The organism is Bradyrhizobium vignae (assembly GCF_900324035.1).
GTDB lineage: Bacteria > Pseudomonadota > Alphaproteobacteria > Rhizobiales > Xanthobacteraceae > Bradyrhizobium > Bradyrhizobium vignae.
In genome coordinates this window covers 1248331-1263575 of record NZ_LS398110.1, presented here as the reverse complement: position 1 = coordinate 1263575, position 15245 = coordinate 1248331, and the positions used below count along the sequence as shown (strand labels likewise).

Genomic DNA, 15245 nt, shown 5'->3' with positions numbered 1-15245 from the left:
CTTGATGCGCCTGCTTGCGGTCGCACGGCGCAAGCAGCCGGGTGAGCTCGCCTCACTCGTTTGCCAGTTCGTCGGCTCCGACAAGGAGGACGCGGCGACGCTGGCGCGGTTGCGTTCTGCTGAGCTTTGACAGGCTCTGGTCGCATATCTCCTCTTGAGAATTGATCGCCGGAAGGCTCTGATGGGGTGCGGAGATCGATACGATGATCCGACTGCGCGGCGCCCACGGCGCTCCCCGGACGAGACGGACGAAGGCACCGGCCGAGCCGGAGGTTGAATGAGATGGTGGTGTTCCGCGGCAGCTGCCTGTGCGGAGAGGTCGCCTTCGAGGTCGATGGTCCGTTCGACCGTTTCCTCAACTGCCACTGCTCGCGCTGCCGCAAGGCGACAGGAACGGCGCATTCCTGCGAGGTCATCGTGAAGGCGCAGGCGCTGCGATGGCTGCGCGGTGAAGCATCCGTCGCGCGCTTCGATCTGCCCAATGCGCGAAGCTTTGCCACCGCGTTCTGCAAGATCTGCGGCAGCCCGATGCCGCATTTGACTCGCAGCGGGCGCGAGGCGATCATCCATGCCGGCGCGTTCGACGAGAAGCTGGATGCGACACCCGACCGGCATGTGCAGTGGTCATCGCGCGCCGAATGGTATGTCCATGGGGATGGATTGTCCGTGGAGGATTGAGACACGACGCGGGCTTCACACCCCATCAACGCACGCCTCCATGATCGCGTCGAGCTGCGCCTTCGAGAGAACGCCGAGCTCGGCGATGAAGACGATGCGTGATCGCGGCACGCCCGGCGCCGGCGCATCGCCGGGTGCCAGCGTCGCGCGGCCGGCCGCGAACTGGAACACCATCATGCGGCCGGGCTGCTCGACGGTCTCGAACAGGCCTTTGGCGCGCGCCAGCTTTGGCGCCAATCGGTTGATGGCCTGCTGCAGGCGGGGCAGCGAGACCGGCTTGTCCGAGGTCCAGCTCAGCGTCTCGAAGCGTTCTTCCGCCGGCCGGCGCGGGCCGACCTCGCGCGGCGCGGGCGCGCGATCGGCATTCGCAGGGAACAGCAGCGCGGCCGGAATCTCGCCGTGGTTTGCATCAACCACCACGGCGGGAACACGCAGCGCGCGGATGGCCGCGCGCATCCGCGCCCCCGCGCCCGCATCCGCCAGATCCAGCTTGCTCAACGCGACGATATCGGCGACGCGCAACTGCGACCGCAGCAGCGCGTCATCCAGGGCCGTTGCCGGCGCCGTCGCATCCATCACGCAGAGCACCGTCTCCAGCGGCGCCTCGCGCAGGATCACCGGGTCCATCAGATTGCGCACGATGTCGGCGGGATCGGCGACGCCGCTGGTTTCGATGACGATATACTCGGGCTTGGGATCTCGCCGCAGCAGCGTCGAGAGCGTGCGCAACAGATCGCCCTCGAGCGAGCAGCAGATGCATCCATTGCTGAGGCTGACCACGCCATCGCTCGCGCCCGCGATCAGCTCCGCATCGATGTTGATCGCGCCGAAATCGTTGACCACGGCGGCGATGCGCCGCCCCTCAGCATGCGCCAGCAGATGGTTCACGACCGTGGTCTTGCCGGCCCCCAAAAAGCCCGTCACCAGGAGAATGGGGACCTGCATGGGTCAGCCCTCAACGACAGGGCGGCGCACGGGCTTACCCGGCCGCGCCGCCACATCAAGCACGCCGTCGCTGATCAGCACCTCGCCGCTGACAATCAGATGCCGCACGCCTTCGGAGGGACGGTTCATCGCCGTGAAGGTCGCGCGGTCCGAGAGCTTCTCGTAATCGAACACGACGACGTCGGCATCCGCGCCTTTCGCAAGCCGGCCCTTGGCCCGCATCGCGGGCGTGCTCTGCGAGAGGATCTCCGCGGGGATCAGCGCGCATTTGCGCACGCCCTCCAGCAGCGAAACGGTCTTGCGCTCGCGCACCCATTCGCGGATGAATTTCGTGAAGCAGCCGGCCGAGCGCGGATGCGAGGTGGCATCATCCGGCAGCGGCCAGGCATCGCCGGTATAGGTGGTGCCGTCGGAGAGCGTCCATGGCATCGCGTCGGAGGCAATCGCGCCGCCGGGATAGAGCACCGACATGTCGAGCAGGTCGCGGTGATGCGCATTGTTCTCGGTGTCGAGGATGTGCCAGAGCACCAGCGAGGACGGCTCTTCGGCCTGCGCCTTGAGCAGCTCCTCGCGGTCGTGGAAGCGGTAGCCGTCGGTCACGCGCTGGACGGAATCGTAGCCGGTGCCGTTGCGCTCGACGAACTCCGGATCACTGAAGAAGGCGGCGGCCAGCACGGTCGAGCCGGTGCCGTAAGGATAGGCTTCGACCGTGATCGGCAGCCCCTGCGCCTGCGCCTTCTCGATCAGCACGCGGCAGCGCTCGACGTCGGTCTTGCTCGACGAGTTGAAATGGCAGATGTGCATGTGCGCGCCGGTGGCGCCGGCATAGCCGATCAGGCGGATATAGGCCTCCGCCGCGCTTTCGGGGTCGATGCGCGACATGAACGCGACATGGGTGAAAGTCGGCACGTCCTTGGCCGCAGCCAGCTGGCACACCGCCGTCAGCTCCTGGACGCCGGCGCCCGGCGCATAGGCGTTCAGAATGCCGATGCCGATGCCGCCTTCGTTGAGGCCGCGGGTGAGACGCTCGAGGATGCCTGATACCTCCGCATCGGTTGCGACATTGTCCATCCAGCGGCGATCGCGCATGGCGTTGCCGAACGCCTCCAGCGAGCTCTCCGCATTGGAGCCGGTCATCGCGCCGATGCGCGCGAAGGCCCAGTTGGTGGCTGCGCCATAGTTCAGCACGCGGCCCTTCCGCGCCTGGCGCTCATACCAGGATGCGACCGGCAGCACGCCGGCCTCGAGATCGAGCGTCGTCGTGACGCCGTCGAACGCCTGCATGCGGTCGGCCGGGATCGACTGTCCATGCGCATGCAGGTCGATGAAGCCCGGGGCCACCACAAGCCCGGTCGCGTCGATCACCCGCTCGGCGCCGCCGAGGCCCGTGCCGACCGCGGCGATCTTGCCGTCCACCACCGCCACATCACCAACGGCGTCCATCCCGCTCGCGGGATCCACCACCCGGCCGCCAGAGATCACCAATCCGCTCATCTCGCCACTCCTCCGCCTTGAAATCGCATCAAGGCAGATTCCGGGGGCAACGACCACCTTCACGAAGGCCGATGCATCATGCTTCAGCGGAAGGCCATTTAGGGGATCGCAGACACGCGCCCGCATCCTCGCGGCAGGATTTGCCCGAGCTATGCTCCGCTTCACGCTCGATTTTGCCCGCGAGTGTCTGCCTGATGATTTCGACGACGTCCGTTATTTCTTCAGCAAGCGAGGCGCTTACCCGAAATTCAAGGCCCTGCTCGCCAGACGAGGTGCGATCGATCGATGGCATGCATACGAGAATAAGGCGATAGAGCAGGCCTTGCGCGAGCGGTGCGCGCTGCATGAGATCGAAATCGTGGGCTGATCTGACGTCCCCGCTCGGACACGGTTGGAACTTCGCCGGACGCTCGCAAGTCCTGCGGCGGGAACGTGGACGCCATGTCCACGCTGCCGAGTGCGAAACTGGCTCTGCCGTCTTCTCGCCCCCATTGTCATTCAGGGAGCTGGGCGGGGCGGCGTTACGGTGGGCAAAGTTCCCGAGGTTCCGTGTGATCGTCCGACGTCTTCTGCAACGCGACTCCCGTCATTCTGTTTCGCGCCGCGCGCTTCTTGGCGGACTCGTGTCGGCAGGAAGCGCACTCGCGCTGGGCGGATGCGCCGGCTTGGGTGCGACCGGCGCACGCTTCGACGCCTCGTCGCTGTCCGTTGACCCCACATTGCTCGTCGTCACCACGCGTAAGCCCGTGAACGGCCGCACCAAACCCTGGTTCGGGCCGGAGCGCGCGACGAGCATGACGGTCGCGCGGGCGAAGCTGGTGGCCCCGGACGAGAGCCGTCTTTCTCTCGCCTCGGTTGGACTCGACGATTGGCGTCTCGACCGGATCGAACCGGTGTCGACCGACGCCGGCGATCTCGCTGCGCAGGCCGGCGCAGGGGACGTGCTGATCTATGTGCACGGCTTCAAGCAGACATTCGAGACGGCGGTGCTGGATGGCGTCCATCTCTCCGACGGAATCAAGTTCCGCGGCCGGACCATGGTGTTCTCCTGGCCGTCCAAGGCCGGACTGTTCGACTACGCCTATGACCGCGACAGCGCGATGTGGTCTCGCGACGCTTTCGAACGCGTGCTCTCCGCGCTCGTCTCGGCGCCAGGCGGCGGCCGCGTGCACATCGTTGCGCACAGCATGGGAACGATGCTGACGCTCGAAAGCCTGCGTCAGCTTTATGCCCGATACGGCGATACAGTCACGAGCAAGATCGGCGCTGTGGTGTTTGCCTCGCCCGACATCGATATGGACGTGTTCTCGTCGTCAATCCAGCGCATCGGTCCGCTAACCGGCAAAATCACCGTGATTGCCTCGACGAACGATCGTGCACTGGCGCTGTCGGGGCAGATCGCCGGGGGAATGACCCGGGTCGGCGCCGCCGAGAAGGCCACCATCGCGCGGCTCGGCGTGCGCGTGGTCGATGCCTCCCAGGAAGGCTGGGGCATCATCAACCACGACCTGTTCTTGTCGAATGCGGAAGTGCAGCGCGTGATCCGCCGCTCGATCGACGGCACCACGGCGTAAGGGCGCGCACTTGCGCAGCTAGGGCGCGATCAGATTGGGATGAATCGTTGCCGCGCTTCAGGTCATTGCTTGAGCAGGATCTTTTCAGACCACCGCGTCGCGCTTTGAGCAAACGCGGCCCTCCGGGTGGCGGTGTCGCCACGGCGCCGCTAGCCGGCGGCAACACCGCCGCCGGCTAGCTGGCTCTTGGCGCTCGCTAAGCAGTTCGTCCCATCTGCTTACGCGAAGTGGAAGTCGTGGCTGTTCAGCTTGTCGAGCTGGGTGTTCTTCAGCGTGAGGGTGTCGCTCCCCGCCGCGATAACGACGTCGTGGCCTGACTGGGCCGCGTGGGAGAGAACGCTCGCAAAACTGTCGAACACGCTCTTGCTGAACTCACCGAAGTCATTATTGAATGATCATCACGGCCGACACGTAGCTGTTCTCGTTGATGACCGTGTTGTGCCGAATGACGACGTCTGAAACGCCGCCGTCGATCTCGATACCATCGTAGTGCGGGCCACCCAATGACGTGCCGAGACGCACATTCGGCGCATTCATGTGGTGGATATAATTGTCTTGGACGAGGCTCGAGCCTGTAACAATAATACCGTTCTCCACGTCATGGATATCGTTGCGCAGGAATGTGCCGGACCCGACAATGCCGTTCGCGCCATTTGGGCTGCTTCCAACGTTTATAATCTCGCTATCCTTGACGACAGTTCCTGCAACGCCATCCTTGATCCAGATGCCGGTCCAATCGCTGGACGTGATGCGGCTATTCTCAATCGTGACGTTATCGGCCTGGACCGAAATCGTGCCTTTGACATCGAGAGCGTCGATTACGGTACCTGGCTGAGTGACAGTCACGTCGCCCGATGGAGTCGGAATAACGCCACTAGGAAGACCGGTGCTATTCGCGTCTGGAAATCCAGCAATTGCCATGTTGTGTTCATCCCCTTGAGCAATGCACGCGCAGACTAAGTTTCATGCGGTTCGATACGTCGCGGCTCAGTCCGACTTGATCTGGTTCTTTGCCGCCCCATCAGGAGAACTGAAAACTAATGATCAGGATTTAATTTCGACGGAGCGCGTTGTTTAAAAGCAGGCGACGAACGACCGATGTGGTTCGCGTCGATACCAACATGCTCTACGCTATCAAACGCTGCACCAATGCCGACTCGCTCGAATACGTCAGCAGCGCTTCGTGAGTCGCCCGGGTCACCCCGACATAGGTCAGCCGGACACATTCCTCCACGGTCTCGCCGTGGCGGCCGAGCAAGCCCAAGCCGGCAATGGCGACGCACGGAAACTCCAGTCCTTTCGCGGTGTGCATGCTCAGGAACCGCACGGCGACGCGCTTGACCGAAACCCTGTTGCGATTGTCCTTGGCCATATCGATCGGCACGTCATGCCTGGCGAGGATCTGCGCGACCCGCCCGCCGATCCAGTGCTCCGGGTAGAGACACGCCATCTGCGACCACTCGTACCCGGCTTTCTTCCGGTCGAGAAACCACTCGGCGACGCAGTGAGCTTCTGCGTCGATGCTCACGCAACGCCGCACCGCGGGCTCCAGTCCCTGCCGACCCGCATCCTCGGGCAACAGGATGGCGTGCTCATCGTCGGCCGTGACGCCGGGAGCGCCAATGACGTCTGCAGCGAAGCGTCGTGCGAAGGCAACGATTTGCGCCGTGTTGCGATAGTTGACTTTCAACACGGTCGTTCTGCCCTTCGCCTCGATCCCGAGCTGACTCCACACCGGGCGCTCACGTCCTTTATAGATGGCCTGAATATCGTCGTAGACGACCATCAGCGCCTTCGTGCGCGGGTTCACCATCTTGGCCGCCAGCGCGAGCCATTGCGGCTCGAAGTCGTGCGCCTCGTCGATCAGGACAGCGTCGTACTGCTCCATTGGGATGTGGCCTTGATCGACGGCCTTCACGACCTCCGACACGCTCGCAGCCAGGCGTTCTGCGTAGTCAGGATAGTCTCGCTCGGAGGGGGCCGGAATCCCATAAGTCCGCAGCATCCGGTAACACCAGGAATGAAAGGTGAGAACCTGAACGCGGTGCTCCACGCCCCTGCTCTGCATGGCGTCCTCGAGCCGCCCGGCGATGCCGTTGGCGTAACACAGGATCAGCACCGGCTTTGCCGCCGCACGTGCCAGATACTCGGCCCGAAATGCCAGGATCAGCGTCTTGCCCGATCCGGCGACGCCGCGAATGATTCGATGCCCTTCTCCCAGACTGCGCGCGAACTGCTCCTGATGCAGGTCCATGACCGCAAGCGTCCGGTCCGAAGGATCGGCCCGAGGCGCGTCGTCCAGAGGCAGGGCGATCTGCCGTATGCGGATTTCCGGAAAGAGCAGCGCCCGCAGGCGGTCGAACTGCGGCATGGATAGGGGGTCTCCGAGACGCGGATGAACCATGCGCCACAATCTGGCCCGGAATTCCTCGGGATCGGCGCCCTCCGTCATTTCGTCCTTGAACAGACAGAGGTGCTCGGCGAACACCTCCTTGAGATCGGTCTGGTCGAACTGCCTGCGCGTGATGTTGGTGAACACGGTCCCGAAGCCGAACGGAACAATGGCCCGGCCCGCGAAGCGATGACCGGGCGGAAACAACAATTGCCCGTCGCGCTCCAGTGTGCGCACGACCTCGAACGTGTACTTGCGAGCCCGCTCGAGCGGATTACTCTCCCGCACGACACCACGACTTGTCAGCAACTCGACCTTCGTCTTGTCCGCCGAAACGATCGTCTCCAGCCGCCAGTCTTTCACCTCGAGCACGAGCAAACCGTTCGCGGGATGAACGATAATGAAATCCGGATGCCGGTTGAGAGGGCCAACCGGGAGGTTGTGCCAGACGACGGTGTTGTCTTCGAGGAAGTCCTTGAGCCGCTCGGCCAATCGAAGCTCGCCACGGCTGTCGAAGCGCGCGAAGCCGAGACTCGGGATCAGGATTGCCATGTTGCGACTGCGAGGGCCATTGCGGACCACCTTGTGAGACTACGCATGTGGCAGGGCAGTCTCTCCAGGTTCACATGGTCGCCTAGAGTGTGCAGGTTTTCAATGGCTTAGGATTATCTGGCGCTCCCTGGGGGGAATCGAATCCCTGTTTCAGCCTTGAGAGAATTGCATCTCGTACGTTGGTGTTGGCGAACACCGGCGAACGTCAATAAACGACGTATTTTCAATCGCTTAGTTCGTTCACGCTCGGTACTATGCGCCTCAATTCTCGACCGGCTTTTGAAGAAACCTTGAAGAAATGGAGCACATGGTTGGCACGCGGAGCTCGTCACTCGAAACGCGAACAGCTCCCGAAACGAGTGCCAGGCGCGCCCCCCTTACGATGATGATGCGCGACGCGCCCGACGGGCGTCACGGGCGGAACTCAGCTCGCGAGTTCGGTTACTCGCGCCGTCATTCGTAGTTAGGGCGGTAACGCCAGACGCGGTCAGTCCTCGCCGATCGCCTCGGGCTCCGCAGCGATCGCCGACCAGCACATCGCCGCAAGTTGCCGGCGCCTTTCCGGGCTGAGTTCCTCGCCGCGGGCGCGCATCCATTTCAAGGTGTTGCGCAGGCCGCCGCCGATGAAGGCGCCCATGTCGTGGGTTCCGAAATCGCGCAGCACGCCGGCCTCACGCGCCTCCCGGATGGTCTTGTTGGTGAAAGCGATGACTGGCGCGAAGATCTGCAGCATCTCGGCGGCGGGGACGATCGGCACGTTCGAGAGATATTCGAACAGCAGCGCCCGGTCGGCATCCGTCCAGACGAAGGCGATATAATCCTCGATATAACGGCGCAGCCGCGCCTCGGGCGAAGTCGCGGCATCGTGCTCGACGATCAGCGCCGCGACGATAGCTTCGGTCAGCTGCGCATAGACGCCGCGGACTAGGTCGTCCTTCGATTTGAAGTAGGTGTAAAGTGAGCCGGTGGCCACGCCGGCCGTCGAGGCGATCTCCGCCATCGAGCATTGCAGGCCGTTGCGAACGATGAGCTTGGCGGTGGCGGCCAGGATCCGCTCGCGCTTGTCGAAAACGATGGCATGCATGATTGAATGAACGTTCATTCGGTTGTCATGATGCCTAGATAGGGTGCCGCCGCCCTCGCGCAAGAGCGAATACGCTGCCTTCAACAAACGTATCCGTCTGCGCCCCTCGATTTGACGCAGAGCCCCGCCATGTCGCATCCGCTGACCTTCGTCCACCTCACCGACCTGCACATCGGCGACCCCGCCGTGCAGGACGACCATCTCTATTCCGACACCACCGCCACGCTGCGGGCGATCCTCGCCGATGTGAAGCGCATCGAGCCGAAGCCGAGCTTCGTGATCGCCAGCGGCGACCTGACCAATCGGGGCGACATCGGGAGCTACGAGCAGCTCAAGGCCATCCTGGCCGAGGCCGCGCTCGACATGCCGGTGCTCTTCACCCTCGGCAACCACGACAAGCGCCAGGGCTTCTATCCTGCCATGCTCGGCCGGACCAAGGATCTGTCCGTCCCTTACGACCATTCTGCGGTGATCGACGGCATCCATGTGATCCTGGTCGACACCAGCACGCCCTACAAGATCGGTGGGCATTTCGAACCGGGGCAGCTCGACTGGTTGGCGGCCGAGCTCGACCGCGAGCCGGGACTGCCGAAGCTGATCGCGATGCACCATGCGCCGGCACTCGATGCCGACCGGCCCGACCTGGAATGGGAGGCACTCTCCTTCACCGATACAGAGGCGCTCCGCGCGGTGCTCGACGGCCGCCGCAACGTGCTCGGCATCCTCTGTGGCCATATGCATTACGACCGCGTCAGCAACTGGCACGGTATCCCGGTGATCGTCGGCATCGGCCAGCATGCCGCCACCGACGTGCTGCGGCTGCATGAGGAACTGCGCATGGTCTCCGGCGCCTCCTTCGCGATCGGCACCGTGCGCTCCTCCGGGCTGACGATCTCCTTCGTGCCGCAGCCGGCCGAGCGCCGCGAGCTCAAGGTTCACAGCTTCTCCGGCATGGCCGAGATCATCAAGCGCTACGAGGCCGAAGCTGAGGCCCAAGCCCAGACGCTGGCCGCCGAATGACCCACCTCACAGGAACCATGATCATGAACGTCAGATCCTTCCTGCGGGGCGCGCTCGCGCTCCTGGCGGCAGGCGCCGTGCTTCCGGCTCTCGCTCAGAACGTCCCTGCGACCGTCGACCGCCCTGTGACGATCAGCTACTACAACTACAACCTCGCCTCGGCCGGCATCGGCGCCGAGGCGACTAAGCGGCTGATCGCCCAGTTCGAGGCCGTCAATCCTAAGATCAAGGTCGAGCCGGTCGGCGCCAGCTCCTTCGAATTGACCAGCCGCGTCCAGGCCGATGTCGCCGCCGGCCGCATTCCGGACGTGGCGCAGATGGTGTTCTCCGACCTCGCCTTCGGCGTCGACAATCTCGGCGTCGCGGCGCTGGAGGACATCGTGTCGGAGGAGGAGCGCAAGGCTCATTTTGCCGGGATGTCGCCCAACGGGCTGAAGCTCGGCATGCTCGACGGCAAGACCTACGGCCTCGCCTATACCTTCTCGACCCCGGTGCTGTTCTACAACGCCGATCTGTTCAGGAAGGCCGGGCTCGACCCGGACAATCCGCCGAAGACCTGGGCAGAGGTGAAGACCGCGGCGCTCGCCATCACCAAGAAGACGAAGGCAGCCGGCGTCGCGACCGGCATCTTCGGCGCCTCGGCCGGTGACTGGCTGTTCCAGGGCGTGCTGCGCTCCAACAACGGCAGCCTGATGAGTGACGATCGCAAGAAACTGACCTTCTCCGAGCCGGCTTCGGTCGAGGCGGTGGCGATGCTGCGCGATCTCTACGACAGCGGGGCCTACACCAATCTGGAGATCGACGCGGCGATGGAGGGCATGGCCGCCGGCAATATCCGGATGTACCTGCAGACCTCCGCCATCCAGGGTTTTTTGGTCCGCGGCGCCCAGGGCAAGTTCGACTTGCGCGCCTCCACCATGCCGCGCTTCGGCGACAAGCCGCAGCGTCCGAACAATTCGGGCAGCGCGCTGGTGATCCTCAGCCGCGATCCGCTCAAGCGCCGCGCCGCCTGGGAGCTGATGAAGTTCATGACCTCGAAAGAGGCCTATACCGTCATCACCTCCGAGATCGGCTATTTGCCGCTGCGCACCGACATCGTCGACGATCCGCAATATCTCGGCGATTGGGTCAAGAAGCACCCGCTGATCAAGCCCAATCTCGAACAGCTCGCGATGCTGGAGCCTTGGGTCTCCTTCCCTGGCCCCAACTACCGCCAGATCCAGAAGATGATGATGGAAGGCGCGGAGATGGCCGTGTTCGGCGGCATGAATCCCGCCGACGCGATGAAAGCCGCGCAGGACAACGCCCAGGCCCTGATGCCGCGCTGATCGCCCGGACCCCGGCTCGCCATGCGCGGCGGGCCGGGACTTCCACGTTCGTTTCATCGCCCTGCCGAGAGACATGATGTCGGACGCCACCTTGAGCGGGCCTGTGCAGGCCCCACCACAGCCCCTGCGCCTTCCCCGCCCCGCGACGCCCACCCGGCGCGCCTCGGCCTGGCGGATCGCGCCCTGGCTCTATCTCGCGCCAGCCGCCGCCACGCTGATCCTGTGGATCTACTGGCCGCTGCTCGACGCCTTCCGGCTCAGCTTCTTCCGCTGGAACATGCTGCCGGGCGCGCCGATGACCTTCGTCGGCTGGGAAAACTACCAGAACATCTTCGCCCTGCCGAAATTCTGGCAGGCGCTGCGCAACACTGGCCTCTACATCCTCGGCCTCGTCCCGCTCGCCGTCATCGTCCCGACGGTGGTGGCAATCTACACGCACGACCTGCCGGCCCGCTCGCGCAATTTCTACCGCACCGTCATCTTCGTGCCGATGATCATCGCGCCCGTGGTCGCGGCCGCGATCTGGCGCTGGCTGCTCGATCCCGCGCACGGCATGGTCAACGAGGCGATCACGCTCTTCGGCTTCCGCCCGGTGCGCTTCCTGCAGGACCCAACCGTCGCGATCTGGACCATCATCGTCCTGACCGGCTGGAAGCTGATCGGCTTCTCGACGCTGATCCTCTCGGCGGCCAACGCCAACATCAATCCGGCACTGATCGAGGCCGCCCGCATGGACGGCGCTTCCAAATGGGAGATCGTCCGCGACATTCGCCTACCGCTGCTGCGCTCGACCATCCTCTTCCTGGCGCTGATGACGATCCTGCTCGGCGCGCAGTGGAGCTTCTCCTATATCCATGTGCTGACCGGCGGCGGACCGCTCGGCTCCACCACGAACATCTTCTACATCCTATGGGATTTCGGCTTCTCCACTCTCTCGGTGGGCTGGAGCTCTGCCGCGGCCGTCATCCTCTTCCTCGGCTTCGGCGCGCTGGCCTTCGTGCTCTTGCGCCTGATGGACAGGTACTCCTTCCATGACAACTGACGCGATGACGCTCACGCCGGCCCGGCCTCTGCCGAAGCCGGCCCGCCGCCCGCGCAAGGCGAAGCCGAGCCGGAGCTGGAACACCGCCGCCGGCCATCTGGTGATGGTCGTGCTCGCGATCTTCTGCCTGTTCCCCGTCTACTGGATGATCGTCTCCTCGCTGCGCCCGGCGAACGCCATCTTCGAGACCACGCTCTGGCCGAGCACGGCCTCGCTCGACAATTACTCCTATGCGCTCAAGGCGATCCCGATCCTGCGGATGCTGGTCAACACGCTGGTCGTCGCCGCGACCGTCACCGTGGTGCAGCTCTTCACCGGGCTACTGGCCGCCTATGCCTTCGCGCGCTGGCGCTTTCCCTGCGACAAGCTGATCTACACGCTGATCGCGCTGACCTGGCTCGTGCCCTTCCAGGTGGTGATGATCCCCAACTATCTGCTCGTCGCCAATCTCGGCCTGCTCGACAATCTTTTGGCGCTGATCCTGCCGCATTTCGCGGCGGCGCTCGCGATCCTGATGCTGGCGCAGTCGATGCGCTCCTTCCCGCGCGAGGTGCTGGAGGCAGCGCGCATGGACGGCGCCCGGAGCTGGCGCATCCTGTGGGAGATCGTCACGCCCAATCTGCGCGGCACCATCGCCTCGCTGGCGATCCTGATCTTCATCTCGACCTGGAACGAGTATTTCTGGCCGCTGCTGCTCTCGCGCTCGCCGCAGAACAGCGTCGTCCAGATCGGCATCCAGATGTTCATGAGCTCGGAGGGCACGCAATGGGGCCCGCTGATGGCCGCTTCCACCCTGGCGAGCCTGCCGATCCTCGTCATCTACGTCGTCCTGCAGCGGCAGGCCTTCATGAAATCCGGAATCCGTTGATGTACATCACCGTCCAGCGTCACCTGCCGATCCCCGGCACCTTCAACATCCGTGACCTCGGCGGCTATGCCGCAGGCTCCGCCGAGACCCGTTGGCGTCGCATCCTGCGCGCGGACGGCCTGCACCATCTCGATGCCGCGGGCATGACCGCTCTGACCGGAGAAGGCGTCACCACCGTCATCGACCTCCGACACGATCACGAGCTGCAGAGCCGCCCCAACCCGTTCCACGGACATCCCACCGTCGCCTATCACAACGTCTCGCTGTTCGAGCGGCTGGCGCCGGCCGACATGTCCGTCAGCGACGTCCTGCTCGATCTCTACATCCAGGCGCTAACCACACGGCACGGCGCGATCTCGCAGGTGCTGACCCTGATCGCTGAGGCGCCGCGGGGCGTCGTGCTGTTCCATTGCACCGCCGGCAAGGACCGCACCGGCCTTGTCGCCGCGCTGCTGCTGGCGCTGGCCGGGGTCGCCGACGCGACCATCCTCGACGACTATGCGCTGACCAAGCTGATGATCGCGCCGCTGCTCGACCGGCTGATCGCGGAGGCCGAAGAGCGCGACGCCGATCTCGCGGCCTTGCGCCCGCTGCTGGCCTGCGAGCCGCAGACCATGGCAGCGACCATCGCGCATATCCTCGACAACCACGGCTCGGTCGAAGCCTATCTCCTCGCAATCGGCCTGAGCGACGCCACCATCGCGCGGCTGAAGGCGCGCCTGCTGGAGGATGCGTGATGGCGAAGCTCTCCCTCTCCGGGCTCCGCAAGAGCTATGCCGGCAAGCAGGTCCTGCACGGCGTCGACGTCGAGATCGACCAGGGCGAGTTTGTGGTCATCGTCGGCCCATCCGGCTGCGGCAAATCCACCCTGCTGCGCATGATCGCCGGGCTCGAGGAGATCACCGAGGGTGAGATTGCGATCAACGGCCAGGTCGTCAACGATCTCGACCCCGCCGACCGCGGCTGCACCATGGTATTCCAGAACTACGCGCTCTATCCGCATATGACGGTCGCCGAGAATATCGCCTATCCCCTCAAGATTGCGCGCGTGCCCAAGCCCGAGCGCGAGAGGCGCGTGCGCGAGGCGGCCGCGATTGTCGATCTCTCCGACTATCTCGACCGCCGGCCGGCCCAGCTTTCGGGCGGGCAGCGCCAGCGCGTCGCCATGGGCCGGGCGATCGTCCGCGAGCCGCAGCTCTTCCTCTTCGATGAACCGCTTTCCAATCTCGACGCCAAGCTGCGCGTCTCAATGCGCATCGAGATCAAGCGACTGCACAAGCGGCTCCAGGCCACCTCGATCTTTGTGACCCACGACCAGGTCGAGGCCATGACGCTGGCCGACACTCTGATTGTGATGAATGGCGGCCGGGTTGAGCAAATCGGTGCGCCGGCGGAGATCTACGACAAGCCGGCATCGACTTTCGTCGCGGGCTTCATGGGCGCACCGGCGATGAACCTCCTGCCGGCTACGGTCTCCGGGCCCGGTCGGGTAACCCTCGACGGCATCCCCGACTCCTCGATCCAGATCGAAGGCTACGATGTGGCACCTGGAACGAAGGTCGTCTTAGGCATCCGCCCAGAGGACCTTGTGATCGACGCCGGCGGCGCTGACAGCTCCCTCTCCGGCGCGGTCGATCTTGTGGAGGAGCTCGGGAGTAGTCGTGCGGCGTATTGCTCCGTTGGGCCGCAGGAGCTGGCGGTCATCCTGCCCAAAGGTTTTGCTCTGGATCGCAGCGGTGCGATCGGGCTGGCGGTGCCCCCCAAGGCGGTTCATCTCTTTGATGCGGCAACGGGGCGGCGGCTGGAGTCCATGGAGGGCCAACGCTCCTGCGCAACGGCCATGAACGCCTCCGAATAGTCGGCACTGCTGCGCCCCCCCCCCGATCGTAGGCGATAGATGCGTCTGGCCGCGCTGCCGAAGGGCACATGCATAGGAGCCGCGGCCCGCCGGACCCGGGATGAGGCTGACCAACAAAAGACTGCCGGCGTGGCGCAGAGCAGCTGCTGGGACGCATCTACGGAAAGTCGGAGAAAACGATCGCTCGGGGAAAGACCGCTGGGCTTTTTGGCACTAAGCAGCGGGTCGCCTACGAGCTAATGCTAAACGTTGGCACTGCTCGCGTGGACACCCATTTGATCACATGGGTTCAGGCCGACGCTGACGAGTTCGAGTATACAAGACGCGGAGCTACCGCACACGAAATCATGGCCGCGCTCGGCCATCTCACTCTCGCTGAAGCTGAGCGCTATACGCGTGAAGCTGATCGC

At 64.4% G+C, this 15245-nt stretch carries 16 protein-coding genes; 10 read left to right on the top strand and 6 right to left on the bottom strand.

All coding sequences use genetic code 11. The features are described from left to right. Positions 1 to 4: 4 nt before the first annotated feature. Both BRAD3257_RS41660 and BRAD3257_RS06130 read left to right on the top strand, forming a co-directional pair. Positions 5 to 130 (top strand): hypothetical protein, encoded by a 126-nt coding sequence (locus BRAD3257_RS41660; protein ID WP_283809938.1) that lies wholly within the window; start codon positions 5 to 7, stop codon positions 128 to 130. A 152-nt stretch (positions 131 to 282) separates the two neighbouring features. Then, on the top strand, positions 283 to 678 hold the full coding sequence (locus BRAD3257_RS06130; RefSeq protein WP_122401104.1) for a GFA family protein: 396 nt from the start codon (positions 283 to 285) through the stop codon (positions 676 to 678). Between the two features lie 15 nt (positions 679 to 693). Here the strand turns inward: BRAD3257_RS06130 and BRAD3257_RS06125 are convergent, their stop codons facing one another. Together BRAD3257_RS06125 and BRAD3257_RS06120 are read right to left on the bottom strand one after the other, a co-directional pair. Then, entirely contained in the window at positions 694 to 1623 is a 930-nt protein-coding gene (locus tag BRAD3257_RS06125) for a CobW family GTP-binding protein (protein ID WP_122401103.1), read from the bottom strand. Between the two features lie 3 nt (positions 1624 to 1626). Next, a complete protein-coding gene (locus BRAD3257_RS06120; RefSeq protein WP_244607870.1) occupies positions 1627 to 3117 on the bottom strand; it encodes an amidohydrolase family protein in 1491 nt (496 codons plus the stop codon). A 151-nt stretch (positions 3118 to 3268) separates the two neighbouring features. Between BRAD3257_RS06120 and BRAD3257_RS06115 the strand changes: the two genes are divergently transcribed. Both BRAD3257_RS06115 and BRAD3257_RS06110 read left to right on the top strand, forming a co-directional pair. Further along, positions 3269 to 3484: a hypothetical protein gene (locus BRAD3257_RS06115; protein ID WP_181956129.1), complete on the top strand. Its 216-nt coding sequence runs from the start codon at positions 3269 to 3271 to the stop codon at positions 3482 to 3484. A 184-nt stretch (positions 3485 to 3668) separates the two neighbouring features. Continuing rightward, positions 3669 to 4691, top strand: a complete 1023-nt coding sequence (locus BRAD3257_RS06110; protein ID WP_122401101.1) for an alpha/beta hydrolase — start codon at positions 3669 to 3671, stop codon at positions 4689 to 4691. Positions 4692 to 4909: 218 nt separating this feature from the next. On the opposite strand, the gene BRAD3257_RS39600 is transcribed toward BRAD3257_RS06110, so the two are convergent. The 4 genes from BRAD3257_RS39600 to BRAD3257_RS06095 form a co-directional block, all read right to left on the bottom strand. Further along, positions 4910 to 5050 carry a hypothetical protein gene (locus BRAD3257_RS39600; RefSeq protein ID WP_160118753.1) on the bottom strand — a complete coding sequence of 47 codons (141 nt, stop codon included), beginning with the start codon at positions 5048 to 5050 and terminating at the stop codon, positions 4910 to 4912. 25 nt (positions 5051 to 5075) lie between these two features. Continuing rightward, positions 5076 to 5612: a right-handed parallel beta-helix repeat-containing protein gene (locus BRAD3257_RS06105; RefSeq protein ID WP_122401100.1), complete on the bottom strand. Its 537-nt coding sequence runs from the start codon at positions 5610 to 5612 to the stop codon at positions 5076 to 5078. Between the two features lie 205 nt (positions 5613 to 5817). Beyond that, positions 5818 to 7635, bottom strand: a complete 1818-nt coding sequence (locus BRAD3257_RS06100; protein WP_122401099.1) for a UvrD-helicase domain-containing protein — start codon at positions 7633 to 7635, stop codon at positions 5818 to 5820. A 487-nt stretch (positions 7636 to 8122) separates the two neighbouring features. Beyond that, positions 8123 to 8737 carry a TetR/AcrR family transcriptional regulator gene (locus BRAD3257_RS06095; RefSeq protein WP_160118752.1) on the bottom strand — a complete coding sequence of 205 codons (615 nt, stop codon included), beginning with the start codon at positions 8735 to 8737 and terminating at the stop codon, positions 8123 to 8125. Positions 8738 to 8848: 111 nt separating this feature from the next. Between BRAD3257_RS06095 and BRAD3257_RS06090 the strand changes: the two genes are divergently transcribed. From BRAD3257_RS06090 to BRAD3257_RS06065, 6 genes are all read left to right on the top strand, one after another. Continuing rightward, the gene (locus BRAD3257_RS06090; RefSeq protein WP_122401097.1) at positions 8849 to 9739 is read left to right on the top strand and encodes a metallophosphoesterase; all 891 of its coding nucleotides are present in this window, start codon (positions 8849 to 8851) and stop codon (positions 9737 to 9739) included. A 23-nt stretch (positions 9740 to 9762) separates the two neighbouring features. Beyond that, positions 9763 to 11067, top strand: a complete 1305-nt coding sequence (locus tag BRAD3257_RS06085; protein ID WP_122406400.1) for an ABC transporter substrate-binding protein — start codon at positions 9763 to 9765, stop codon at positions 11065 to 11067. A gap of 73 nt (positions 11068 to 11140) precedes the next feature. Then, entirely contained in the window at positions 11141 to 12109 is a 969-nt protein-coding gene (locus tag BRAD3257_RS06080) for a carbohydrate ABC transporter permease (protein WP_244607869.1), read from the top strand. Next, complete coding sequence (locus BRAD3257_RS06075; protein WP_122401096.1) at positions 12099 to 12977, top strand: carbohydrate ABC transporter permease; 879 nt, start codon at positions 12099 to 12101, stop codon at positions 12975 to 12977. The genes BRAD3257_RS06080 and BRAD3257_RS06075 overlap by 11 nt, the downstream gene beginning before the upstream one ends. Further along, entirely contained in the window at positions 12977 to 13714 is a 738-nt protein-coding gene (locus BRAD3257_RS06070) for a tyrosine-protein phosphatase (protein WP_244607868.1), read from the top strand. Before BRAD3257_RS06075 ends, BRAD3257_RS06070 begins: the two co-directional genes overlap by 1 nt. Further along, positions 13714 to 14835, top strand: coding sequence for an ABC transporter ATP-binding protein (locus tag BRAD3257_RS06065; protein WP_122401094.1), 1122 nt, complete (start codon positions 13714 to 13716; stop codon positions 14833 to 14835). Before BRAD3257_RS06070 ends, BRAD3257_RS06065 begins: the two co-directional genes overlap by 1 nt. Positions 14836 to 15245: the final 410 nt, after the last annotated feature.

Bases quoted from the DNA above. Each gene is read 5' to 3' on its own strand.
- BRAD3257_RS06090 (WP_122401097.1), top strand. From the start codon at position 8,849: ATGTCGCATCCGCTGACCTTCGTCCACCTCACCGACCTGCACATCGGC.
- BRAD3257_RS06070 (WP_244607868.1), top strand. From the start codon at position 12,977: ATGTACATCACCGTCCAGCGTCACCTGCCGATCCCCGGCACCTTCAAC.
- BRAD3257_RS06085 (WP_122406400.1), top strand. From the start codon at position 9,763: ATGAACGTCAGATCCTTCCTGCGGGGCGCGCTCGCGCTCCTGGCGGCA.
- BRAD3257_RS06130 (WP_122401104.1), top strand. From the start codon at position 283: ATGGTGGTGTTCCGCGGCAGCTGCCTGTGCGGAGAGGTCGCCTTCGAG.
- BRAD3257_RS06115 (WP_181956129.1), top strand. From the start codon at position 3,269: ATGCTCCGCTTCACGCTCGATTTTGCCCGCGAGTGTCTGCCTGATGAT.
- BRAD3257_RS06125 (WP_122401103.1), bottom strand. From the start codon at position 1,623: ATGCAGGTCCCCATTCTCCTGGTGACGGGCTTTTTGGGGGCCGGCAAG.
- BRAD3257_RS41660 (WP_283809938.1), top strand. From the start codon at position 5: ATGCGCCTGCTTGCGGTCGCACGGCGCAAGCAGCCGGGTGAGCTCGCC.
- BRAD3257_RS06080 (WP_244607869.1), top strand. From the start codon at position 11,141: ATGATGTCGGACGCCACCTTGAGCGGGCCTGTGCAGGCCCCACCACAG.
- BRAD3257_RS06120 (WP_244607870.1), bottom strand. From the start codon at position 3,117: ATGAGCGGATTGGTGATCTCTGGCGGCCGGGTGGTGGATCCCGCGAGC.
- BRAD3257_RS06105 (WP_122401100.1), bottom strand. From the start codon at position 5,612: ATGGCAATTGCTGGATTTCCAGACGCGAATAGCACCGGTCTTCCTAGT.
- BRAD3257_RS06100 (WP_122401099.1), bottom strand. From the start codon at position 7,635: ATGGCAATCCTGATCCCGAGTCTCGGCTTCGCGCGCTTCGACAGCCGT.
- BRAD3257_RS06095 (WP_160118752.1), bottom strand. From the start codon at position 8,737: ATGAACGTTCATTCAATCATGCATGCCATCGTTTTCGACAAGCGCGAG.
- BRAD3257_RS06075 (WP_122401096.1), top strand. From the start codon at position 12,099: ATGACAACTGACGCGATGACGCTCACGCCGGCCCGGCCTCTGCCGAAG.
- BRAD3257_RS06065 (WP_122401094.1), top strand. From the start codon at position 13,714: ATGGCGAAGCTCTCCCTCTCCGGGCTCCGCAAGAGCTATGCCGGCAAG.